At 62.7% G+C, this 23,178-nt stretch carries 17 protein-coding genes; 11 read left to right on the top strand and 6 right to left on the bottom strand.

The genetic code is table 11. The annotated features are described in order from the left end of the window. Positions 1 to 27: 27 nt before the first annotated feature. Entirely contained in the window at positions 28 to 957 is a 930-nt protein-coding gene (locus J3P91_RS09255) for an alpha/beta fold hydrolase (protein ID WP_434569103.1), read from the bottom strand. A gap of 203 nt (positions 958 to 1,160) precedes the next feature. Between J3P91_RS09255 and J3P91_RS09260 the strand changes: the two genes are divergently transcribed. After that, complete coding sequence (locus J3P91_RS09260) at positions 1,161 to 2,240, top strand: diguanylate cyclase (protein ID WP_434603561.1); 1,080 nt, start codon at positions 1,161 to 1,163, stop codon at positions 2,238 to 2,240. 75 nt (positions 2,241 to 2,315) lie between these two features. Then, positions 2,316 to 3,554, top strand: a complete 1,239-nt coding sequence (locus J3P91_RS09265) for a M20/M25/M40 family metallo-hydrolase (protein WP_434569101.1) — start codon at positions 2,316 to 2,318, stop codon at positions 3,552 to 3,554. A gap of 218 nt (positions 3,555 to 3,772) precedes the next feature. Here the strand turns inward: J3P91_RS09265 and J3P91_RS09270 are convergent, their stop codons facing one another. The 3 genes from J3P91_RS09270 to xthA all read right to left on the bottom strand — a co-directional run bounded on the left by J3P91_RS09270 (position 3,773) and on the right by xthA (position 6,855). Next, positions 3,773 to 4,051, bottom strand: coding sequence for a DUF6124 family protein (locus J3P91_RS09270; RefSeq protein ID WP_434603563.1), 279 nt, complete (start codon positions 4,049 to 4,051; stop codon positions 3,773 to 3,775). A gap of 452 nt (positions 4,052 to 4,503) precedes the next feature. Further along, the gene (locus J3P91_RS09275) at positions 4,504 to 5,838 is read right to left on the bottom strand and encodes a substrate-binding domain-containing protein (protein ID WP_434603565.1); all 1,335 of its coding nucleotides are present in this window, start codon (positions 5,836 to 5,838) and stop codon (positions 4,504 to 4,506) included. Positions 5,839 to 6,042: 204 nt separating this feature from the next. Further along, positions 6,043 to 6,855 carry an exodeoxyribonuclease III gene (xthA, locus tag J3P91_RS09280; protein ID WP_434603567.1) on the bottom strand — a complete coding sequence of 271 codons (813 nt, stop codon included), beginning with the start codon at positions 6,853 to 6,855 and terminating at the stop codon, positions 6,043 to 6,045. A 177-nt stretch (positions 6,856 to 7,032) separates the two neighbouring features. Between xthA and J3P91_RS09285 the strand changes: the two genes are divergently transcribed. The 7 genes from J3P91_RS09285 (at position 7,033) to J3P91_RS09315 (ending at position 18,298) form a co-directional block, all read left to right on the top strand. Continuing rightward, complete coding sequence (locus J3P91_RS09285; RefSeq protein ID WP_434569098.1) at positions 7,033 to 7,677, top strand: GNAT family N-acetyltransferase; 645 nt, start codon at positions 7,033 to 7,035, stop codon at positions 7,675 to 7,677. A gap of 65 nt (positions 7,678 to 7,742) precedes the next feature. Then, complete coding sequence (locus J3P91_RS09290; RefSeq protein WP_434603569.1) at positions 7,743 to 9,470, top strand: autotransporter assembly complex protein TamA; 1,728 nt, start codon at positions 7,743 to 7,745, stop codon at positions 9,468 to 9,470. Then, a complete protein-coding gene (locus J3P91_RS09295; RefSeq protein WP_434603571.1) occupies positions 9,467 to 13,141 on the top strand; it encodes a translocation/assembly module TamB domain-containing protein in 3,675 nt (1,224 codons plus the stop codon). Before J3P91_RS09290 ends, J3P91_RS09295 begins: the two co-directional genes overlap by 4 nt. A 239-nt stretch (positions 13,142 to 13,380) precedes the next feature. Beyond that, positions 13,381 to 13,854: a MarR family winged helix-turn-helix transcriptional regulator gene (locus tag J3P91_RS09300; RefSeq protein WP_305495695.1), complete on the top strand. Its 474-nt coding sequence runs from the start codon at positions 13,381 to 13,383 to the stop codon at positions 13,852 to 13,854. Then, positions 13,851 to 15,320, top strand: a complete 1,470-nt coding sequence (locus J3P91_RS09305) for an efflux transporter outer membrane subunit (RefSeq protein ID WP_434603573.1) — start codon at positions 13,851 to 13,853, stop codon at positions 15,318 to 15,320. Before J3P91_RS09300 ends, J3P91_RS09305 begins: the two co-directional genes overlap by 4 nt. A gap of 15 nt (positions 15,321 to 15,335) precedes the next feature. Beyond that, a complete protein-coding gene (locus J3P91_RS09310) occupies positions 15,336 to 16,532 on the top strand; it encodes an HlyD family efflux transporter periplasmic adaptor subunit (RefSeq protein WP_434603575.1) in 1,197 nt (398 codons plus the stop codon). Between the two features lie 236 nt (positions 16,533 to 16,768). Next, on the top strand, positions 16,769 to 18,298 hold the full coding sequence (locus J3P91_RS09315) for a DHA2 family efflux MFS transporter permease subunit (protein ID WP_434603577.1): 1,530 nt from the start codon (positions 16,769 to 16,771) through the stop codon (positions 18,296 to 18,298). A gap of 115 nt (positions 18,299 to 18,413) precedes the next feature. Here the strand turns inward: J3P91_RS09315 and J3P91_RS09320 are convergent, their stop codons facing one another. Then, positions 18,414 to 19,181, bottom strand: coding sequence for a UDP-2,3-diacylglucosamine diphosphatase (locus J3P91_RS09320; protein ID WP_434603579.1), 768 nt, complete (start codon positions 19,179 to 19,181; stop codon positions 18,414 to 18,416). Then, positions 19,178 to 19,681, bottom strand: coding sequence for a peptidylprolyl isomerase (locus J3P91_RS09325; RefSeq protein ID WP_434603581.1), 504 nt, complete (start codon positions 19,679 to 19,681; stop codon positions 19,178 to 19,180). The genes J3P91_RS09320 and J3P91_RS09325 overlap by 4 nt, the downstream gene beginning before the upstream one ends. Before the next feature lie 250 nt (positions 19,682 to 19,931). On the opposite strand from J3P91_RS09325, the gene J3P91_RS09330 reads away from it, so the two are divergent. After that, positions 19,932 to 21,629, top strand: coding sequence for a glutamine--tRNA ligase/YqeY domain fusion protein (locus tag J3P91_RS09330; protein ID WP_434603583.1), 1,698 nt, complete (start codon positions 19,932 to 19,934; stop codon positions 21,627 to 21,629). Between the two features lie 21 nt (positions 21,630 to 21,650). Further along, positions 21,651 to 23,033 carry a cysteine--tRNA ligase gene (cysS, locus tag J3P91_RS09335; RefSeq protein WP_434603585.1) on the top strand — a complete coding sequence of 461 codons (1,383 nt, stop codon included), beginning with the start codon at positions 21,651 to 21,653 and terminating at the stop codon, positions 23,031 to 23,033. Positions 23,034 to 23,178 lie beyond the last annotated feature (145 nt).

Genomic DNA, 23,178 nt, shown 5'->3' on the forward strand with positions numbered 1-23,178 from the left:
GATTCACTTGAGTACTTGTTATTGTTTTCACTGCCCCAGCCCCTTCAGAAAATCCCGGTACAACGCCGCAGTCTTGCCCGGTTTTTCAACCATCGGCATATGCCCGACCCCGTCCCAGATTTCCACCCTGAGGTCGGTGATGCCCTTGCTCCATACCGGTACGCTGCTGACGTCGATCAACCGGTCCTTGCGCCCCCAGAGTAGCAACGAAGGGGCACGGATGTCGGCCAGGCGCGGTTCCATTGGTGGGCTGGCGCGTAAATCGACGAAGATCTCCGCCAATTCCTCCCGGCGCTGTTCATAACGCTCGGCCAGCGCTGCCAGCACTACGCTGGGCAGCCAGGGCGGCGAGGCCATGGTCATGGCGTAGAACGGCGCGAAATCGGCTCGAGAATCAACCAGGAACGGGTTGTGACCGGCGGCCAGGTGGCGTTCCATGTCGCTGGGTTCGGGGGCGGTGACACCGGCCGGATCGATCAGCGCCAGGGTCAACACCCGCTCAGGCGACGTTGCCGCCAGCCAGGCTGCGAGGTAACCACCCATGGAGTTGCCGATCACATGGACCTTGTCCAGGCCACAGGCATCGAGCAATTCGATCACTCGCCGCGCCTGGGTCGGGATGTCATAACCGCCGCCGGCCTTGAAGCCGGTTTCGCCATGGCCGGCCAGGTCGGGAATCACCACCCGGTAATCGCCGACGAAATACCGGGCGAAGCGCAACCAGAGGTTCTTGTCGGCGCTGTAGCCATGCAGCATCAGCACGCTGCCGGACGCTTCATAGGGCCCGCCTTGCCAGGTCGACACCGTCATTTCGCTGATGGGCACGGTAATCTTGTGCAGCCGGTAGAGACGCGCCTCCAGCGCCATGCCCAGGTCATACAGCACATGGCCGATGCCCGGATACGTCAACCAGCTCCAGGCGATGAACACCGCAAGGACCACCCACAACACCAGCATGTTGTTGCCTCCATATCAGGACAAGGCAATCGAGACCCTGTACCAACGAATTTCCCTTTTTCATGTATAGCCAAAATCCGCGGGGAACCACGCTGATCGGTCGGAATAAATACCCCTGCATCGATAGTGGCTATTTGACCTCGCCCTGATAGACTGCCCAAAACCTATCCCGGCCCCGGGAGACCGGTGGTGCAGAGGCCTCTATGCATAAAGCGGGAAAAAAGGGATTGTCGCTGGCCAGGAGGCTCTACACATCCCGAATCCTCGGCCTGGCGCTGGGGTTGCTGGTGGTGAGCGCCGCGCTCTATCCCCTCGACCCGGCGCTCTGGGTCTGGGGTTTCATGCTGTTCAACGGGTTGCTCTGGCCGCACGTGTCCTACCAATGGGCCCGTCGTTCGACGGTGCCGTACCATGCCGAGCACCGCAACCTGGTGATCGACGCCTTCCTCGGTGGCTTCTGGGTCGCCGCGATGCAATTCAACCCGCTGCCCACCGCCGTGACGCTGGCGATGATGGCAATGAACAACGTGGCCATCGGCGGCCTGCGTTTCCTGTTGGTCGGGGCTGTGGCCCAGGTAGCCGGTATCACCGTCGGGATATTCATGTTCCCCTTTGCCAGCGTGCCCATGACCAGCCCGGCGCAGCTATACGCCTGCTTGCCGTTGCTGTGCCTGTACCCGCTGGCGCTGGGCTGGATCTGCTTTCGCCAGGCGCACACCCTGGGCCGACAGAAACGCGAATTGCTGGCCCTGAGCCGTACCGACAGCCTGACCGGCCTGCTCAACCATGGCGCCTGGAAGGACCGGCTCAACGAGGCATCCCAGCACTGCCGACGCCAGTCACCGGACGGGGCAGGGCATGGCGTGATCGCGCTGATCGATATCGACCACTTCAAAGCCATCAATGACACCTACGGCCATGGCGCCGGTGATGTCGTGCTGCGTCAGCTCGGCAAGCTGCTGGGGCAGAACCTGCGGGCCACGGACATCGTCGGGCGTTATGGCGGCGACGAGTTCGGGGTGATCCTGCCGGACCTGACGCTGCTCAGCGCGGTGCAGGCGATGGAGGGGCTACGCGAACGCTTCACCGCGCAGGACTACGAACGTGGCCCGGCGCTGAAAGTGAGCCTGAGTATCGGCCTGGCGGCCTTCACGGCGGATTATGCCGATGCGACCGCCTGGCTCGACGACGCCGACCAGGTGCTCTATGAAGCCAAGACCAGCGGACGCAACCGGGTTGTCTGTCAGCGACATCGGCCGATGCTGGAGGCGTCCGCGGTCTAGAGCCTTGGCGCATTGTCGGGTAGGGTGCTGGTTGACCTTCCCGATGATGCTTTCCAATGAAACAAGGATGAACTCATGACCGTTATCGTTCGTCGCTCCCGTCTCGCCGTCAGCCTCGGCCTGAGCCTGGCCCTTGGTGCCTTCGCTCCGGCGGCCCTGGCGCAACCTCATCAACAGGTGCTGGCCGATGCCGAGCAGTACAAGGGCGAGGCGCTGAAACTGCTTGAACGCCTGGTGAACATCGACTCCGGTTCCGGTTATGTGCCGGGGCTGACCCAGGTCGGCGACATCGCCATCGACGAGTTGCAGAAGCTCGGCGCCAGCATCGAAAAGGTGCCCAATTCGGACGGCACCCACCATGTCCTGGCGACCTTCAAGGGCACCGGCAAGGCGAAAATCCTGCTGATGGCCCATATGGACACGGTGTTCAAGGAAGGCTCGGCGGCCGAACGTCCCTTCCATATCAAGGATGGCCGCGCCTACGGGCCGGGGGTGATGGATGACAAGGGCGGCATCGTCGCGGGCATCTACGCGCTGAAGGTGCTGAAGAACCTGGATTTCAAGAATTACGCGCAGATCACGTTCCTGCTCGATGCCAGCGAAGAGACCGGTTCGGACGTCGCCACCGACCTGATCAAGAAAACCGCCAAGGCCCATGACGTGACCCTCAACCTTGAACCGGGGCGCCCGGCCGACGGCCTGGTGGTGTGGCGCAAGGGCAGCGCAACCGCGCTGGTGGAGGTCAAGGGCAAGGCGGCCCACGCCGGCGTCGCACCGGAACTGGGGCGTAACGCGGCAATGGAAGCGGCGCATCAGATACTGCAACTGGGCAAGCTGGGCGACGCGGAAAAGAAGACCACCATCAACTTCACCGTGCTCAAGGCCGGTGACCGGACCAACGTGATTCCCGACCAGGCCAGCGCCAAGGCCGATGTGCGCGCAGCGGTGCCGGAAGAATTCGACCGCATCGAAAAAGACCTGGCCCGGGTCTCGAAGGACAAGCTGATCGCCGACACCGAAGTCACCACCAGCCTGCAGCGCGGCTTGCCGCCCATGCCACAGACCGCCGAGTCGGACCGGTTGATGGCCATGGCCCAGGGCATCTATGGCGAGCTGGGCCGCAAACTGACCGAGGAAGGCAGCGGCGGCGCGGCGGACGCCAGCCTGTCCGCCGGCGTTGGTACACCCACGCTGGACGGCTTTGGCATCGTCGGCGGCAATATCCATACGCCCGAGGAATATGCCGAGGTCGAAAGCGTGGTGCCGAGGATTTATCTGCTGACGCGAATGATCATGGAGTTGGCGGCACGGTAGTATCCCGCGGAAGAAAGGCTTTTCGTGGCGAGGGAGCTTGCTCCCGCTGGACTGCGCAGCAGGCCTGGTCTTTTGTTTTGACACAAGGGGGGATCAACACCTAGAAACCCTGTGGGAGCGAGCTTGCTCGCGATAGCGATCTGTCTGTCCAGCAGATGTTGACTGACCTGCCGCTATCGCGAGCAAGCTCGCTCCCACAGGGGGATGTGTTGAAGCGGCTAGCGTGGGTCGACGTTGTCCAGCGCGCGGTTTGCCAGGAGTGCGCCCAGTTCGATCAGTTGCTGGATGCCCAGGGCAATATGGCGTCGTGAGTCTTCCAGGTCGAAGGCCAGGTAACCGACCATGGCGTTGGCCGAGGCGAGGGTTTCGCTGAGGTTGGCGAGCAGGGATTCGGTGTCGATGCCGTCGATGACGGTGAAGAGTTGGCCGGGATCGGTTTCTCTTGGAGCGGCGGTGGCTGGATCGGTGTCCGGTGGGTTGGGTGTTGGTTTGAACATGGTGAATCTCCTTGGTAATTGGAGCCGCAACCCTTCTGCTACCAAACATCAGGTGGCGGCTATACGCAGGTTGGTAGACCGGGTACCAAGGCAAACCCGGCGCGCCACGAGGGCGCCCCACGCACAGCCGCCATTACAAATATGCCGGAGCTGTGCGCCTTAGTTTTACCCGGGCTACCAAACCCGATCGCTGATTTTTCAACGACCGGGCCACAGTAAAGCCCAACCCCAAGGCGCACAAGCCGGCCGATTCTGGCGTAGTTGTAGGCAAAGGCGCAAGACGCGGGAGTTCGGTCCTACACGCAGGCCAACCCAATAAACCCCCGGGCTTTTCGTGGCGAGGGAGCTTGCTCCCGCTGGGCCGCGAAGCGGCCCCAAGAATTTTGTGTTGATACAAAAACCTGGGCCTGCTGCGCAGTCCAGCGGGAGCAAGCTCCCTCGCCACTAGGGGTTTAGTAAACCCAAACCTCCACCCGCCGATTGCGCACCCGGCCTTCGTCTTCATTGTTGGCCGCCACCGGCATCAGCGCGCCGAACCCGCGGACCTCGCGCAACGTCACGCCGTATTTGACCAATTCCCGCCGCACCGCCATGGCGCGCAATTTCGACAGCAGGTCGGCTCGCGCCGGGTCGTCCTTGAGGTCGCCAAAACCCACCAGGGTCACGCGCCGATCGAGTTTTCCGTGTTGCCTTATATAGTCGAGTACCCGGCCGAGGTCTTGGTGGGCCTTGTTGTCCAGGCTCGCGCTGCCTTCCTCGAAGCGGAAATTCACGGTCAGGCGCTGGGCATGGCGGCTCAAGGCCTGGTAACCCTCCGGCATCAGCGCGTTGGGCGTGACGGACATGGCCTGGATGGTCTGGGCGATGAATCCGTTGGCCGCGACGATGGCCTGGCCTTGTTCACTTTGGCTGAAGTCGACCAGGGCTTCGGCCCACGGGTTGGTTTGCGCTGGCGGCAAGTAGAAGAACAAGCGTCGGGACAGGGGATAATCCTCGGTGGCGATCAGGTTGTTCAGCGGCAGCATGGGCTGCGAGGCGCCGTCAACGAGCGCCAGGGGTTTTGCCTGACGTACATAGGGCAAACCGATGAAGCCGATGCCTTGCGGATCCTGGCTGACCGCATCGGACAATTGCTCACTGGATTCGAAGCGCTGGGCCGTAGGATCGAGCTTTTTTCCTTGTCGGTTGAGTACCAGTTCCTTGAAGGTATCGTAGGTGCCGGACTGTTCGTCCCGCGCGTATAAATGGATGGCCCCGCCGACGCTGCCCACCGCTTCCCAGGTCTTTGCCTCACCGCTGAAAATGCGCGCCAGTTGCGCGGTGTCGAGCTGACGCAACGGGTTTTGCGGATGCAGAATAATCGCCAGGCCGTCGATGGCGATGACCTGCTCGGCCATCGGACTTTTCAAATCGCCGAGGGCCGACAGGTCCTTCAGTTCACCGTCCTTGATCGGACGGGACGAGGCTGCCAGGTCAGCGCTGGCTTGCTTGAGAGCGGCGAATCCGGTGCTGGAACCGTGGGCCGCGATGTCGATCTGGACGCGCTTACCTTCGGCGGTCCAGCCAACGATCCGTTGCTCATTGTCCCGGCCGGTTATTTCGCTGCTGACCCTGAGCAGCCCCTGGCCTTGCATCAGGCCCTTGACCAGGGCCGGCCCCAGTGCCGCGCCGATGGTGTTGGAGCCTTGGATGCGCAGGGCTGGACCGTGCTCGGGAACGGGCAAGGCGCCGGCCCATGCCATGAGCGGCAGCCAGAAGCTCATGAAAAACACAACGCACAGCCGCATGCCGGCACCTTTTGAACCAGGGAGGTGCCGGAAGATTAAGTCAGTCAGGTTGCTGAAAGATGACAGGGTTGCGACGGGTTCAGTGGATCGGGTGGGAGCGAGCTTGCTCGCGATGGCGGCGGCACAGTCGATGGTGATGTGACAGTGAAACCGCTATCGCGAGCAAGCTCGCTCCCACAAGGTGATGGAATGGAAGGCTGGTATTCAGCTCAGTTCCAGCCAGATCGGCGCGTGGTCCGAGGGTTTTTCCATGCCGCGCAATTCATAATCCACGCCGGCGTCCTTGACCCGTGGCAGCAGGCCTTGGGACGCGAGGATCAAATCGATGCGCAGGCCGCGCTTGGGCTCGTCCTCGAAACCGCGGCTGCGGTAGTCGAACCAGCTGAAGCGGTCACTGACGTCCGGGTTCAGGTGACGGAAGCTGTCCACCAGACCCCAATTCTTCAGGCGCGCCATCCATTCGCGTTCTTCCGGCAGGAAGCTGCATTTGCCGGTCTTGAGCCAGCGCTTCATGTTGTCCGGGCCGATGCCGATGTCGCAGTCTTCCGGGGAAATGTTCACATCGCCCATCACCACCACCGGCTGGTCGTTGCTGAAGCGGGTTTCCAGCAGTTGCTGCAAATCGCTGTAGAAGCGCTGCTTGGCCGGGAACTTGGTCGGATGGTCGCGACTTTCACCTTGAGGGAAATAACCGTTCATGATGGTCACCGGCACGCCATTGGCATCGGCGAAGGTGCCCCAGATGAAGCGCCGCTGGGCGTCTTCGTCGTCAGTCTCGAAACCTTTGTGCAGGGTCAGCGGCGCCTGGCGCGAGAGCAGGGCCACGCCGTAATGGCCTTTCTGCCCGTGGTAATGCACGTGATAACCCAAGGCTTGCACCTCGGCCAGGGGGAATTGTTCGTCGTGAACCTTGGTTTCCTGCAACCCGATGACGTCAGGCTGGTGCTTGTCGATCAGTGCCGCCAACTGATGGGGACGGGCGCGCAGCCCGTTGATGTTGAAGGAGACGATCTTCATGGTCGGCTGTCCTGGCAAAACTGCGATGCTAGCTGACATGTCGGAAGGGAGCCAGCGTGGCGGTAGGACAAATGCACTGCTAATGTCCTCTGGCATGTAGGAACGATCGCAGCCCTGACGGGTTCGTAGTCAATAAGAGCAGGGCCTCACCGAGCCTCGCCCAGGAGATCCACCACCATGCCTGACGCCATTACCGCTGATATCCACATGCTCGACAGCGGCTATTCCCGCGAAGCGCGTTCATTGCTGTACCAGGCCTACCGCCATGAGCCGACCTTCAGCTACCTGTTCGAATCCGAGCGTCCCGGTTACGAACAGCGGGTGCGGGCGACGGTGCGTGAACTGGTCAAGCAGCATTTCTTCCAGGACCTGCCAGCGATCGGCCTGTTGGTCAACGACCGCCTGATCGGCATCGCCCTGATTGCCCCGCCGCAGCGGCGCCTGGGCATTACCGAAAGCTGGGCCTGGCGCCTGCGCATGGTCTTGAGCACAGGGTTTCGCTGCACCCGGCGTTATCTGGAGTATCACGCCGCGGTGCTGGCCTGCCTGCCATCGGACGCGGTCCATGTGCTGCCACTGCTGGGGGTTCATCCGCAGTTCCAGGGCCAGCATTACGGCGAGCAGTTGCTTGAGGCAGTCCATAACTGGTGTGCGGTGGACGAGCATTCCCAAGGCGTCGTGCTCGATACCGGCAACCCGCGCTACCTGGAATTTTATAAACGCCAGGGCTATGAGGAAATCGGCGAAATCGCGGTAGGACCGGTCCGCGAGCATGTGTTCTTTCACGCCAACCCGCAGGTTTTACACAGCGCGACGGCATAATCGGACGAACTTTTGCGAAGCGTCCGGCTCTATCAGGCTCCCAAGCTCGTGATAGCATCCGCGCCATGAATTTCCCAGGACGAATGACCAGTGGCGCGCTCTTGCTGTCCCTCAGCTGCGCCGCGCTGGCACAAAGTGTATTGGATGTACGGGTCAAACCGTCCAATGACGAGCTCAAGGCCAATGTAGAGGGCTATATCGGTGGCCTCGGTGAGCGTGACGAAGAGGCACTGCTGCGTTTCAGTCGCGGCGCCGAGGAGCAGGCGCGCAAGGCGGCCCAGGCGCTCGGCTATTACCAGCCGCAGATCGACAGCGAGGTCAAGGCTGGCAAGGACCCGCGCCTGATCCTGACCATCGACCCCGGCGAGCCGGTGCACCTGCGCAATGTCACGATCCGCATCGACGGCCCGGCGGCCTCGCTGAAGAGTTTCCGGGTGCCGGACAACGCCGGTCTCAAACCGGGTGCGGTGCTCAATCACGGACGCTATGAAGACGCCAAGCGGACGATCCAGAACCAGGCCTCGCGTTATGGCTTTTTCAGCGGAAAGTTTGTCAGCCAGACGTTGCGCGTGGATCCCACGGCCGGCATTGCCGACATCGAGCTGATCTACGACAGCGGCCCGCGTTATGCCTTGGGCCCGGTCAGTTTCGAGGGCGATACGCCGTTCGACGAGGACCTGCTGCAGCGCATGGTGCCGTTCAAGGCGGGCGCGCCCTACGACTCCGAATTGATTGCCGAACTCAACCAGGCCTTGCAGTCGAGCGGTTATTTCGAAGGCGTGCGCGTTGATGCGGCGCCCACCGCGGCCACCGACACCGTGATCCCGGTGGCGGTCAGGCTCGACACCCGCAAGCCGCGCACCATGGGCCTGGGCCTGGGGTTTTCCACTGACGTCGGCCCGCGCGCCAAGGCCAACTGGACGCGTCATTGGGTCAATCCCCAAGGCCACAGCTATGGCTGGGAAGCGGAAATATCGGCGCCCCGGCAAAACGTCGGCCTCTGGTACGACGTGCCGCTCGACCCGCCACTGACTGACAAGATGCGCTACGCCGGCGGCTATCAATATGAAGAACTGTCCGGCACCGACACCCTCAGTAAACTGTTGACCGTGGGCCCCGAGTGGCACAGCAAGCTGCCCAGCGGCTGGCAGCGGGTGGTGTCGCTCAAGTGGCAGCGCGAGGAATACCGCCTCGGCGACGATTCGGGCCTGAGCACCTTGCTGATGCCCGGCGTCAGCTATTCGTACTTGCGCAGCGACAACCGCATCGACCCGCACAACGGCTATCGCCTGCAATTCGACACCAAGGTCGCCAAGGAAGGGTTGGGTTCGGACAACAACCTTTTGTATGGCACGGCCATGGTCAAGGGCCTGACCACGGTGTTCGACAAGCATCGCCTGTTGGCCCGGGCCCAGGTGGGCGGCAGCGCCACCAACGGCTACAAGTCGATCCCGCCGTCCCTGCGCTTTTTCGCCGGTGGCGACCAGAGCGTGCGTGGCTACGACTACCAGAGCCTGTCGCCGGAGAACTCCGAGGGCGATCGCATCGGCGGTCGCTACATGGTGGCCGCCAGCGTCGAGTATCAATATTCGGTCGCGGAGAAATGGCGCGTGGCGACCTTCGTCGACCAGGGCAACTCCTTCAACAGCCTTGAGCTGCCAAGCCTCAAGACCGGCGTCGGCGTCGGCGTGCGCTGGGTCTCGCCGGTCGGCCCGATCCGTCTCGACCTGGCCCATGCGATGGACGACGACGGCGGCATTCGACTGCACTTTTCCATGGGGCCCGAGTTGTGAATCGCGGTTTGAAAATAACGCTCCTGGCGCTCGCCGGGTTGCTGCTGACGGTTGTCCTGGCCTTGAGCATGGTGTTGGGCACCGCCTTTGGCAGCCGTTGGGCTCTCGGCCTGGTGCCGGGCCTGAGCGTGGAGAATTTCCAGGGGCGGCTGGGCGGGCAGTGGAGCGCCGATCGGGTGCTGTGGCAGCAAGATACCCGCCGGGTGGCGCTGGAGAGGCCGAATGTCGCCTGGTCGCCGTCGTGCCTGCTGCGCATGACCCTGTGCATCGAACAGCTCAAGGCCGAGACCATCGCCGTGCAGTTGCCAGCCACAGTCGATGAACCGAGCAGCGGCCCGATCAGCCTGCCGGACCTGAACTTGCCGTTGGCGATCGAACTGGGCGATGTCCAGGTGGGCAGCCTGTCGTTCAACGGCAGTGAGCAACTCAAGGGGCTGCAACTGGTGGCGCACTGGACCGCCGAGGGTTTGCAGATCGACTCGGTGCAGTTGCAGCGCGACGAACTGAGCCTGAAATTGTCCGGCCTGCTGCAACCGCACGGCGACTGGCCGCTGAATGCGACGGGCCAGCTGACCCTGCCGGCGCCGGGCGCGACGCCTTGGGCACTGGAGCTGAAAGTCGCTGGCGACCTGCTCAAGACCCTCAACCTTACGGCCGACAGCAGTGGTTATCTGCAAGGCCGCCTGACGGGCGAACTGCAACCGCTGGCGGATAACCTGCCGGCCAAGGTGCGCATCACCGCCGACGGCTTCAAGGCCAGCGCCGATCTGCCGGACACGCTGCTGCTCAACCAACTGGAACTGACCGGCGAAGGCGACCTGAAGAACGGCTATCAACTGCTCGGCAAGGCGACTCTGCCCGCCGAAAAGGGGCCGGTGGCGTTGCTGCTGCAAGGCAAGGTGGACGCCAATGGCGCGCAAGTCGCCGGGCTGGATCTCGACGCCGGCAACCAGCAGACCCTCAAGCTCACCGGGCAGTTGGATTGGCGTGAAGGGCTGAACGCCGAAGCAAAAGTCGCCTGGCTGGATTTCCCCTGGCATCGCCTTTATCCGCTGATCGACGAGCCGCAAGTCACGCTGCGCAGTTTTAATGGCGAAGTCTCGTATACCGACGGCCAGTACCTGGGCAATTTCCAGGCGGCGCTGGACGGTCCCGCCGGGGCGTTCAGCCTGGGCAGCCCGTTCAGCGGCAACCTGACGCAAATCCACTTGCCGGAACTCAAGCTTGCCGCCGGACAGGGCAAGGCCGAAGGGCACCTGGACCTGCAATTTTCCGACGGCATCGCCTGGGACACCGCGCTGCAACTGTCATCGGTCAACCCGGCGTACTGGCTCGCCGAACTGCCCGGTACGCTGGCCGGGCCGTTGCGCAGTAAAGGCTCGATGAAAAACCAGCGCATGGAACTCGACGCGGACGTGGACCTCAAGGGCAAGCTGCGCGGCCAGCCGGCGCTGTTCCAGGCCAAGGCCAGCGGCGCCGGCGAGCAATGGAAACTCGGCGCACTGGATATCCGCCTCGGCGATAATCGCATCAACGGTACGGGCAGCCTGCAACAGCAGCTGACCGGCCAGATCGACATCAAGCTCGCGCGCCTGGCCCAGCTCTGGCCGCAGTTGCGCGGTCAGGTCAGCGGGCGTGTCGACGTGGCCGGCACGCTCAAGGCCCCCCAAGGCAAGCTCGACTTGCAAGGCACGCAACTGGCGTTTCAAGACAACCATCTGCAAAGCCTGAACCTGGACGCGACGCTCGACGGCGCGCAACGGGGCAAAGTCGATCTCAAGGCCAGCGGTATCCGCAGCGGCGAAACTTCCCTTGGCATCCTGACGCTGAGCGGGCAGGGCGATATCAAGCAACAGCAACTGAAGGTCGACCTGCAAGGGCCCCAGTTGAAAACCAGCCTGGCCCTTGATGGCACGCTGGATCAGGGCAGCTGGCGTGGACGCCTGGCCAGTGGCGACCTGCGGGTCGGCGGTCAGGACTGGCGCCTGCAAGCGCCAGCGAAGCTGGAACGGCTGGCCAACGGTACGCTGAACTTCGGTTCCCACTGCTGGCGCTCCGGCCAGGCCAGCCTGTGCGGCGAAGACCAACGGCTGATGCCGGAGCCGAAGCTGCGCTATCACCTCAAGCAATTCCCCATCGAAAGCCTGGCCCAGTGGATGCCCAAGGATTTTGCCTGGCAAGGCCGGCTCAACGCCGACCTGCAACTGGACCTGCCGGCCAGCGGCCCGAATGGCCGGGTGCTGGTGGATGCCAGCGGCGGCACGTTGCGGATTCGGGATAAAGAACAGTGGCTGGACTTCCCCTACCAGACCCTGACGCTCGACAGCCGCCTGACACCCACGCGCATCGATACCGATCTGAATTTCGTCGGCGCCAGGCTCGGCGAACTGAGGGTCCAGGCGCGGATCAATCCGTTGCCAGCAAGCAAGCCGCTGAGCGGTTCGTTCCGCCTGAGTGGCCTGGACCTGTCCGTCGCCCGTCCGTTCGTGCCGATGGTGGAAACCCTCACGGGGCACTTGAACGGCAGTGGCACGCTTTCCGGCGGGCTGCTCGCGCCCCAGGTCAACGGCAACCTGATGCTCAGCGATGGCGAAGTGTCCGGCCCGGAACTGCCGGTCAGCCTTGAAGCCTTGCAACTGCGGGCGATGATCGCCGGCGAAACGGTGCGTCTGGATGGCGATTGGAAGAGTGGCAAGAGCGGGCAGGGCCGCCTGACCGGGAACATCGGCTGGGGCGAGGCGCTGACCATGGACCTGGCTCTCAGGGGCTCGCAACTGCCGGTGACCGTCGAACCCTATGCGGTGCTGGACGTGGCGCCGGACTTGAAGATCACGCTGCAGGGCGAGCGGCTGGCGATTGCCGGCAAGGTCCTGGTGCCGAAGGGCGAGATCACCATTCGCGAACTGCCGCCGTCGACCGTCAAGGTTTCGGACGACACGGTGATCGTCGGCCACCAGACCGAAGAGGGCAAGGCACCGATGGCCATGGCAATGGACATCGACGTGCTCGTCGGCCAGGAGAAGCTTGCCTTTTCGGGATTCGGGCTCACCGCCAACGTCCAGGGACAGGTGCACATCGGCGACAACATGGACACTCGCGGCGAACTCTGGCTCAACGACGGCCGCTATCGGGCCTATGGGCAGCGGTTGACGGTGCGCCGGGCGCGCTTGTTGTTCGCCGGGCCTATCGATCAGCCGTACCTGGACATCGAAGCGATCCGCCAGACCGACGATGTGATTGCCGGCATCCGCTTGAGCGGCAGCGCCGAGCAACCCACCACGCAAATCTTCTCGGAACCGGCCATGAGCCAGGAGCAGGCATTGTCCTACCTGGTGCTGGGCCGGCCGCTGAGTACCACCGGCGAAGACAACAACATGCTCGCCCAGGCTGCACTGGGCCTGGGCTTGATGGGCAGTTCCGGCGTGACCACCAGCCTGGCCAACAACCTGGGAATCGAGGATTTCCAACTCGACACCCAGGGCAGCGGCAACGAAACCAGCGTGGTCGCCAGCGGCAACCTGTCGGAAAAACTCAGCCTGCGCTACGGCGTCGGAGTGTTCGAACCGGCCAATACCATTGCCCTGCGCTACAAGCTGAGCAAGAAGGTCTACCTCGAAGCCGCCAGCGGCGTCGCCAGCTCGCTGGATATCTTCTACAAGCGCGATTTCTGACCTTTCCCCCAAGTCCCCTGTGGGAGCGAGCTTGCTCGCGATAGCGGTATCACATTCAACCTGTTCGCAGGCTGACAGACCGCTATCGCGAGCAAGCTCGCTCCCACATGTGTTTTCTCATTTCTGTTGTTTATGCATAGCTAACTAACTATTTGTTTGACATTTGCTGCCTAAGCAGTAACATCTCGACATACATTCACTGCCTAGGCAGCAAACGGTATTCAGACAACGGTATCCAGATGAAGCATTTCACCCCGGACGAATTCCACAATTGCCATCTCGGCATGCTCCTTGGCCGTGCCGCGGCGCTCAAGGACCGGATCATCGACACCCACATGGAGCCTGTCGGCATCACCGCCGCGCAGTTCAAGGTGTTGATCATCATGGCCCAGCACGGCATCGATACGCCGGTCGAGCTGTGCCGGTACCTGTCGCTGGACAGCGGCTCGATGACCCGCATGCTCGACCGCCTGGAGCAGAAGGGCTTTCTGGTTCGCCAGCGCTCGGCACAGGATCGGCGCCAGGTTCGTCTGGTGCTGACCGACGCCGGCCAGGCCCTCGCCGATCGCCTGCCATTCATCGGTGCCGACGCCATGAATCAACTGGCCGGCGCCATCAGCCGCGAGGAGCTGCAAACCCTCGAAGACATCCTCAAGAAAATACTGCTCGCCGCCGGTGACCCCATCACCGTCCTGCGATTGGGGGCCAAATGAAACATCAAACCTTGCGTACCCGCCTGAGCCTTGTGCTGTTGGCCATGAGCCTCGCCGGTTGTGCCAGCTACAGCGGCCTGAAGACCGAGGGCGTCAGCCTGGAGGCCAAGAGCCTGCAGGCTGGGCAATCGCTGACCGGGGTCAAACTGTCGCCCGCCGCGTGGCCGAAAAGCGACTGGTGGAAAAGCCTTGGCGACCCGCAACTCGACGGCCTGATCCGTGAAGCGCTGCGCGACAGCCCGGACATGCAGATCGCCAGCGCCCGGGTGCACCAGGCCAGCGCCGCTGCCTATGCCGCGAATGCCGCGCGCCTGCCGACCCTCGACGCCAGCGGCAGTGTCAGCCGTTCGCGCCTGGCCCGTGACCAGGACCCGCAAGGGCAGGGCGGCGCCTATAGCACCCTGCGTTCGCTGAGCGTGGATTTCAATTACAACTTCGACCTCTGGGGCGGCCAACGTGCCGCCTGGGAAGCGGCCCTGGGCCAGGCCCGCGCCGCCGAGATCGATCGCCAGGCCGCGCAACTGACCCTCGCCGCCGACGTGGCCCGGGCCTACAGCGACCTGGGCCAGGCCCACATCATTTATGACCTGGCCAATGAAGACCTCAAGCGCACGCGGCAGATGCTCGACCTGGGCAAACGCCGTCTCGGTGCCGGGATCGACAGCGAATACCAGTTCCAGCAGACCGAAAGCCTCGAAGCCAGCGCCGATGCGACGCTGATCGACGCGGAAAAACGCCTGCAAAGTGCAAAGATCGCCTTGGCGGTGCTGCTGGGCAAAGGTCCCGACCGGGGCAACGACATCGCCCGGCCCAACGTGCTGCAGGCCAGCGCAGTTGCCCTGCCGTCGAATCTGCCGGCCGAGTTGCTCGGTCGCCGTCCCGACCTGGTCGCGGCGCGGTGGCGGGTCGAGGCGGCGAGCAAGAACATCGAGGCCGGCAAGACCAACTTCTACCCCAACCTCAACCTGAGCGCGGCGGCGGGGGTGCAATCGCTGCTGGGTGACGCGATGTTCGGCGCGCCCAGTCGTTTCTTCAACGTGGCGCCGACCGTGTCGTTGCCGATCTTCGATGGCGGCCGCCTGCGGGCGGACCTGGATGCCCGGGACGCCGATTACGACCTGGCGGTGGCGCAATACAACAAGAGCCTGGTCGCGGCCCTTGGCGACGTCAGCGACACCATCAACCAGTTGCGCGACATCGGTCGGCAGCTCGGCGCCCAGCAACACGCGGTGGATATCGCCCGGAACTCCTACGACACCGTGGTCCAGCGCTACGGTTCCGGCATCGGCAATTACCTGGACGTGTTGAGCATCGAGCAACAACTGCTCCAGGCCCAACGCCAACTGGCGACCCTCAATGCCGAGCAGATCGATCTGTCGATCCAACTGATGCAGGCCCTGGGCGGTGGTTTCGATACCCAAACCATCGCTTCGGCCACTCCGGCCGCCACCGCGCCGACTCACTGATTCGAGGTACTTGTCATGGCAACTGCCGAAACTACCCAGGAAACCCAACAGGACAGCGGCAACCCGCGCAAGCGCAAGGTGTTGCTGCTGGCCCTGGCCCTGATCGTCATTCTCGCCGGCGTCGGTGTCTGGGCCTGGCATGGACTTTATGGACGCTGGAGCGAAAGCACCGACGATGCCTACGTGAACGGCAACGTGGTGGAAATCACCCCGCAAGTCACCGGCACCGTGGTGAGCATTGGTGCCGATGACGGTGACCTGGTGCGCGAAGGCCAGGTGCTGGTGCAGTTCGACCCGAACGACGCCGAAGTTGCCTTGCAAAGTGCCCAGGCCAACCTGGCCCATACCGTGCGCCAGGTGCGTGGTTTGTACAGCAATGTCGACGGCATGAAAGCGCAGGTGCATGCGCAGGAAGCGGAAGTGCAGAAGGCTCGGGAAAACTACAACCGACGCAAGAACCTGGCGGCCGGCGGGGCGATTTCCCAGGAAGAACTGTCCCACGCCCGGGACGATCTGACCTCGGCGCAGAACGCCCTGGCCAACGCCCGGCAACAACTCATGACGACCAGCGCGCTGGTGGATGACACCGTGGTGTCGAGCCATCCCGACGTGCAGGCGGCGGCCGCGCAACTGCGCCAGGCTTACCTGAGCAATGCCCGCAGCACCTTGATTGCGCCGGTGACCGGTTACGTCGCCAAGCGCACCGTTCAGCTCGGGCAACGCGTGCAGCCGGGCACGGCGCTGATGGCGGTGATCCCGCTGGACCAGTTGTGGATCGACGCCAACTTCAAGGAAACCCAGCTACGTGACATGCGCATCGGCCAGCCGGTGGACATCGAGACCGACCTTTATGGCAGCGACGTGAAGTACAGCGGCACGGTGGACAGCCTGGGCGCCGGTACCGGCAGCGCGTTTGCCTTGCTGCCAGCGCAGAACGCCACCGGTAACTGGATCAAGATCGTCCAGCGGGTGCCGGTGCGTATTCATATCAATGCCGAGGAGCTGGCCAGGCATCCGCTGCGGGTCGGCCTGTCGACCCAGGTCAACGTCAATCTCCACGACCAGAGCGGCCCGGTACTGGCCCAGCAGCCACCGCAAAAAGCCTCGTTCAGCACCCAGGTCTACGACCGCCAGCTGGCCGATGCCGACGCGATGATCACTCGGCTGATTCATGAGAACAGCGCGGCGGCGAGCAAGACCGCGCAGCGTTGAAGCAGCCCCGTCGAACCCTGTGGCGAGGGAGCTTGCTCCCGCTCGGCTGCGAAGCAGTCGTAAACCGGCGGGTGCGGTGTGTCTGGTGCTTCCCGTTCAGCAGGTTTTGGGGCCGCTTCGCGACCCAGCGGGAGCAAGCTCCCTCGCCACGTGTCTGGCGCAGACTCAAGTGACAGCATTCAGGTCCTGGCGGTCTTGCTCCAATTTTGTCACCTTTGCTTCATAGGATTCTCGCAATGAGCAATAACGCGTCCTTCACGCCGCCCAGCCTGTTGCTCAGCACCATCGGGTTGTCGCTGGCGACGTTCATGCAGGTGCTCGACACGACCATCGCCAACGTCGCCTTGCCGACCATTTCCGGCAACCTGGGCGTCAGTTCGGAGCAGGGCACCTGGGTCATTACCTCGTTTGCGGTGAGCAATGCGATCGCGCTGCCGCTGACCGGTTGGCTGAGCCGCCGGTTTGGCGAGGTCAAACTGTTTTTGTGGGCAACGATGCTGTTCGTCCTGGCCTCGTTCCTCTGCGGGGTTTCCACGTCGATGCCCGAGCTGATCGGTTTTCGTGTGGTTCAGGGCCTGGTGGCCGGGCCTCTGTATCCGATGACCCAGACCTTGCTGATTGCCGTGTACCCGCCGGCCAGGCGCGGCATGGCCTTGGCCTTGCTGGCGATGGTCACCGTGGTGGCGCCGATCGCCGGGCCGATCCTGGGCGGCTGGATCACCGACAGTTATAGCTGGCCGTGGATTTTCTTCATCAACGTGCCGATCGGGATTTTCGCGGTGCTGGTGGTGCGTCAGCAGCTCAAGGCGCGGCCGGTGGTCACCAGTCGCCAGCCGATGGATTACGTCGGGTTGATCACCCTGATCATCGGTGTCGGGGCGTTGCAGGTGATCCTCGACAAGGGCAACGACCTGGATTGGTTCGAGTCGAACTTCATCGTCGTCGGCGCGCTGATTTCGGTCGTTGCGCTGGCGGTGTTCGTGATCTGGGAAATGACCGACCGCCATCCGGTGGTCAACCTGCGGCTGTTTGCCTATCGCAACTTTCGCATCGGGACGATCGTGCTGGTAGGCGGTTATGCCGGATTCTTCGGCATCAACCTGATCCTGCCGCAGTGGTTGCAGACCCAGATGGGTTATACCGCCACCTGGGCCGGCCTGGCGGTTGCGCCCATCGGGATCCTGCCGGTGTTGATGTCACCTTTCGTTGGCAAATACGCCCACAAGTTCGACCTGCGCCTGCTGGCCGGGCTTGCGTTTCTGGCGATCGGCCTGAGTTGCTTCATGCGCGCCGGGTTTACCAACGAGGTGGATTTCCAGCACATCGCTCTGGTGCAGCTGTTCATGGGCATCGGCGTGGCGCTGTTCTTCATGCCGACCCTGAGCATCCTGATGTCGGACCTGCCGCCCCAGCAGATTGCCGACGGCGCGGGGCTGGCAACGTTCCTGCGGACCCTGGGCGGCAGCTTTGCCGCGTCGCTGACCACCTGGATCTGGATCCGCCGCGCCGACCAGCACCATGCCTACCTGAGCGAAAGCATCAGCACTTTCGAACCGGCCACGCGCGAGACGATCAACCAGCTCGGCGGGGCGAGCACGCCGGTGTACGCCCAGCTCGACCAGATCCTCACCAGCCAGGCGTACATGCTCTCCACCGTGGATTATTTCACGCTGCTGGGCTGGGCGTTCATGGGGTTGATCCTGCTGGTGTGGCTGGCGAAACCGCCGTTTGCGGCGAAGGCGGGGCCTGCTTCGGCAGGGCATTGACTGGGTAATGCAATTCCAATGTGGGAGCGAGCTTGCTCGCGATTGCGGGCTCATATCCAACATTTTCGTTGGCTGATGCACCGCTATCGCGAGCAGGCTCGCTCCCACAGGGGATTTATATTGGATCGGGAATTGTGTCCGGTGCCGGCAGTTGTGGCGGCGGGGCAAACTCGAAAGGCGCCAGCGAAAAGCCCTGCTCATCCACCTGCAACGCCCAGCCCTGCTTGTCCCAATCTCCCAGCACGATGCGCCGGGCGGCGTGTTCGCCCAGTTGCAGCTTGTGGATGGCAGGGCGGTGGGTGTGGCCGTGGACCAAGGTTTTTACGCCATAGTGCTGCATGACGCGCGGGACCTCTTCTGGCGTGACATCAACGATGTCGTTGGCTTTCATCCTCACCTGCGTGCGGCTTTCACTGCGCAGCTTGCGCGCCAGTTTCTGACGGCTGCCCAAGGGCAGGTGGCGCAGGACGAACAGCGTGACCGGGTTGCGCAGCCAGCGCCGCAGTTTCATATAGCCGACATCCCGCGTGCACAGGCTGTCGCCGTGCATCAGCAGCACTGGCTCGGCGTTGAATTGCACGACGGTCGGGTCCTTGAGCAGGGTACAGCCGGCCGCTTTGCAGAAGGCCTGCCCGAGCATGAAGTCGCGGTTGCCGTGCATCAGGAAAATCGCCGTGCCGCTGTCGCTCAATTCGCGCAGGGCCTGGCAGATGGAACGCTGGAACGGCGTCATGGCATCGTCGCCGATCCAGGCTTCGAAGAAGTCGCCCAGAATGTATAACGCTTGCGCCGAGCGGGCGCGTGTGGCGAGTAAATCCAGAAACGCCCGGGTGATGTCCGGGCGTTCCTCTTCCAGATGCAGATCTGAAATCAGCAATATCACTCAATGATCTCGGCTTTCTCGATGATCACGTCTTCTGCCGGGACGTCCTGGTGACCAGCCTTGGAAGTGGTGGAGACGCCTTTGATCTTGTCGACCACGTCGGTACCGGCAGTGACCTTGCCGAATACGGCGTAGCCCCAGCCCTGGACGTTCTTGCCGCTGTGGTTCAGGAAGCTGTTGTCGGCAACGTTGATGAAGAACTGCGCGGAGGCCGAATGTGGCTCCATGGTGCGAGCCATGGCAACGGTGTATTTGTCGTTGGAAAGGCCGTTGTCGGCTTCGTTCTGGATGCTCGGGCGCTTGTCTTTCTTTTCTTTCATGCCCGGTTCGAAACCGCCGCCCTGGATCATGAAGTTGCCGATGACACGGTGGAAAACGGTGTTTTCGTAGTGGCCGGCCTTGACGTATTCAACGAAGTTGGCAACGGTAATCGGTGCCTTCTCGGCGTTCAGCTCCAGGACGATCTCGCCATGGTTGGTGGTCAGTTTGACTTGGGTCATGATCACTACTCTTTCAAGGAATTCGTGGGTTTCGGGGGCGCGGACGCCCGCAACCGGTCTGGCTGTAATCGGCCAGGCTGGGCAGTTTAGCGCGCCATGCGCGAATTTCGAGGCTGTTTTTCATCTGGCTGTCGAATAAATTCAATCGTTTGCCGGCCTGGCCTGTCAGGTGCTTGACAGCATCGGCTATGATACGGGCTTTGATTTATCAGGCCGCACCCGGCCGCGCACTTGTATGTTCAAGGATCCTATGAGCAAGCCCACTGTCGACCCTACCTCGAATTCCAAGACCGGCCCGGCCGTGCCGGTCAATTTCCTGCGCCCGATCATCCAGGCGGACCTGGATTCGGGTAAGCACACGCAGATCGTCACCCGTTTTCCGCCGGAGCCCAACGGCTATCTGCACATCGGTCACGCCAAATCCATTTGCGTGAACTTCGGCTTGGCCGAGGAGTTCGGTGGCGTCACGCACCTGCGTTTCGATGACACCAACCCGGCCAAGGAAGACCAGGAATACATCGACGCGATCAAGAGCGACGTCAAGTGGCTGGGCTTCGAATGGGCCGGCGAAGTGCGCTACGCCTCGCAGTATTTCGACCAGTTGCATGATTGGGCGGTGGAGCTGATCAAGTCCGGCAACGCCTACGTGTGTGACCTGACGCCGGAGCAGGCCAAGGAATATCGCGGCAGCCTGACCGAGCCGGGCCGCAACAGTCCGTTCCGCGATCGCAGCGTGGAAGAGAACCTCGACCTGTTCGCCCGCATGCGCGCTGGTGAATTCCCGGACGGTGCCCGTGTGCTGCGCGCGAAGATCGACATGGCCTCGCCGAACATGAACCTGCGCGACCCGATCATGTACCGCATCCGTCATGCCCATCACCACCAGACGGGCGACAAGTGGTGCATCTACCCGAACTATGACTTCACCCACGGCCAGTCCGACGCCATCGAAGGCATCACGCATTCGATCTGCACCCTGGAGTTCGAAAGTCATCGTCCGCTGTACGAGTGGTTCCTCGAGCATCTGCCGGTGCCGGCCAACCCGCGCCAGTATGAATTCAGCCGCCTGAACCTGAACTACACGATCACCAGCAAGCGCAAGCTCAAGCAACTGGTGGACGAGAAGCACGTCAGCGGCTGGGATGACCCGCGCATGTCGACGCTGTCGGGTTTCCGCCGTCGTGGCTACACGCCAAAGTCGATCCGCAACTTCTGCGAGATGGTCGGCACCAACCGTTCCGACGGTGTGGTCGATTTCGGCATGCTGGAATTCAGCATTCGCGAGGACCTCGACCACAGCGCACCGCGCGCCATGTGCGTGTTGCGTCCGCTGAAAGTCGTCATCACCAATTACCCGGAAGGCCAGGTCGAGAACCTCGAACTGCCGTGCCACCCGAAAGAAGACATGGGCGTGCGCGTCCTGCCGTTCGCCCGGGAAATCTACATCGACCGTGACGACTTCATGGAAGAGCCACCAAAAGGCTACAAGCGCCTGGAGCCGGCCGGCGAAGTGCGCTTGCGCGGCAGCTACGTGATCCGCGCCGACGAGGCGATCAAGGACGCCGACGGCCACATCGTCGAGCTGCGTTGCTCGTACGATCCCGACACCCTGGGCAAGAACCCGGAAGGTCGCAAGGTCAAGGGCGTGATCCACTGGGTGCCGGCCGCCGCCAGCGTCGAGTGCGAAGTGCGCCTGTACGATCGCCTGTTCCGTTCGCCGAACCCGGAGAAGGCCGAAGACAGCGCCAGCTTCCTGGACAACATCAACCCTGACTCCCTGCAAGTACTTACGGGTTGTCGTGCCGAGCCTTCGCTGGGCAACGCACAGCCGGAAGACCGTTTCCAGTTCGAGCGCGAAGGCTACTTCTGCGCGGATATCAAGGACTCGAAACCCGGTGCTCCGGTATTCAACCGTACCGTGACCTTGCGCGATTCCTGGGGTCAGTGATCAAGTCTTAAGGGAAACCCCGTGCTTACGATCTACAACACGCTCACCAAGAGCAAAGAAGTCTTCAAGCCGCTGGATGGCAACAAGGTCCGCATGTACGTCTGCGGCATGACCGTGTACGACTATTGCCACCTCGGCCATGGCCGCAGCATGGTTGCCTTCGACCTGGTGACCCGTTGGTTGCGCTTCAGCGGTTATGACCTGACCTATGTGCGCAACATCACCGACATCGACGACAAGATCATCAATCGGGCCAACGAGAACGGTGAAGCGTTCGATGCGCTTACCGAGCGCATGATCAAGGCCATGCACGAGGACGAGGCGCGCCTCAACATCCAGAAGCCTGACCTGGAGCCGCGGGCCACGGACCACATCCCGGGCATGCTGGCGATGATCCAGACCCTGATCGACAAGGGCTATGCCTACGCACCGGGCAACGGCGATGTGTACTACCGAGTCGCCAAGTTCATGGGCTACGGCAAGCTGTCGCGCAAGAAGATCGAAGACCTGCGCATCGGCGCACGCATCGAAGTCGACGAGTCGAAAGAAGACCCGCTGGACTTCGTGCTGTGGAAAGGCGCCAAGCCGGGCGAGCCGAGCTGGGATTCACCGTGGGGCGCCGGGCGTCCGGGCTGGCATATCGAATGCTCGGTGATGTCGACCTGCTGCCTGGGCGAGACCTTCGACATTCATGGCGGCGGCAGCGACCTGGAGTTCCCGCACCACGAAAACGAGATCGCCCAGAGCGAAGCGGCCACCGGCAAGACCTACGCCAATGCCTGGATGCATTGCGGCATGATCCGCATCAATGGCGAGAAGATGTCCAAGTCCCTGAACAACTTCTTCACCATCCGCGACGTGCTCGACAAGTATCACCCGGAAGTTGTGCGTTACCTGCTGGTGTCCAGCCACTACCGCAGCGCCATCAACTATTCGGAAGACAACCTCAAGGACGCCAAGGGTGCCCTTGAGCGTTTCTACCATGCCTTGAAGGGCCTGCCCGCCGTGCCGCCTGCCGGTGGCGAAGCGTTCATGGCGCGGTTCACCGAAGTGATGAACGACGACTTCGGCACGCCGGAAGCCTGCGCGGTGCTGTTCGAGATGGTGCGTGAGATCAACCGCCTGCGCGAGAGCGATCTCGATGCGGCGGCGGGCCTGGCAGCGCGGCTGAAGGAATTGGCCAGCGTGTTGGGCGTGTTGCAGCTTGAAGCCGACGACTTCCTGCAAGCCGGCGCCGAAGGCCGGGTGAACGCCGCCGAGGTCGAGGCCTTGATCCAGGCGCGCCTGACCGCGCGGGCCAACAAGGACTGGGCCGAATCCGACCGCATCCGCGACCAGCTCACCGCCATGGGCGTGGTGCTCGAAGACGGCAAGGGCGGGACGACCTGGCGATTGGCGGACTGAGTCCTTCCAGCCCTCGCAATACCCCTGTGGGAGCGAGCCTGCTCGCGAAAGCGCAATATCAGCCAACAATGGTTTGACTGATATACCGCATTCGCGAGCAGGCTCGCTCCCACAGTTTTTTGTATGTCCACGCTGGAACAGGTCG

Origin of the sequence: Pseudomonas sp. Z4-7 (assembly GCF_051131965.1) — a bacterium.
In the GTDB taxonomy this organism is placed as follows: Bacteria; Pseudomonadota; Gammaproteobacteria; order Pseudomonadales; family Pseudomonadaceae; genus Aquipseudomonas.

Coding starts and splice junctions, on each gene's coding strand:
- J3P91_RS09255 (WP_434569103.1), bottom strand. CDS start 957: ATGCTGGTGTTGTGGGTGGTCCTTGCGGTGTTCATCGCCTGGAGCTGG.
- J3P91_RS09260 (WP_434603561.1), top strand. CDS start 1,161: ATGCATAAAGCGGGAAAAAAGGGATTGTCGCTGGCCAGGAGGCTCTAC.
- J3P91_RS09265 (WP_434569101.1), top strand. CDS start 2,316: ATGACCGTTATCGTTCGTCGCTCCCGTCTCGCCGTCAGCCTCGGCCTG.
- J3P91_RS09270 (WP_434603563.1), bottom strand. CDS start 4,051: ATGTTCAAACCAACACCCAACCCACCGGACACCGATCCAGCCACCGCC.
- J3P91_RS09275 (WP_434603565.1), bottom strand. CDS start 5,838: ATGCGGCTGTGCGTTGTGTTTTTCATGAGCTTCTGGCTGCCGCTCATG.
- xthA (WP_434603567.1), bottom strand. CDS start 6,855: ATGAAGATCGTCTCCTTCAACATCAACGGGCTGCGCGCCCGTCCCCAT.
- J3P91_RS09285 (WP_434569098.1), top strand. CDS start 7,033: ATGCCTGACGCCATTACCGCTGATATCCACATGCTCGACAGCGGCTAT.
- J3P91_RS09290 (WP_434603569.1), top strand. CDS start 7,743: ATGAATTTCCCAGGACGAATGACCAGTGGCGCGCTCTTGCTGTCCCTC.
- J3P91_RS09300 (WP_305495695.1), top strand. CDS start 13,381: ATGAAGCATTTCACCCCGGACGAATTCCACAATTGCCATCTCGGCATG.
- J3P91_RS09305 (WP_434603573.1), top strand. CDS start 13,851: ATGAAACATCAAACCTTGCGTACCCGCCTGAGCCTTGTGCTGTTGGCC.
- J3P91_RS09310 (WP_434603575.1), top strand. CDS start 15,336: ATGGCAACTGCCGAAACTACCCAGGAAACCCAACAGGACAGCGGCAAC.
- J3P91_RS09315 (WP_434603577.1), top strand. CDS start 16,769: ATGAGCAATAACGCGTCCTTCACGCCGCCCAGCCTGTTGCTCAGCACC.
- J3P91_RS09325 (WP_434603581.1), bottom strand. CDS start 19,681: ATGACCCAAGTCAAACTGACCACCAACCATGGCGAGATCGTCCTGGAG.
- J3P91_RS09330 (WP_434603583.1), top strand. CDS start 19,932: ATGAGCAAGCCCACTGTCGACCCTACCTCGAATTCCAAGACCGGCCCG.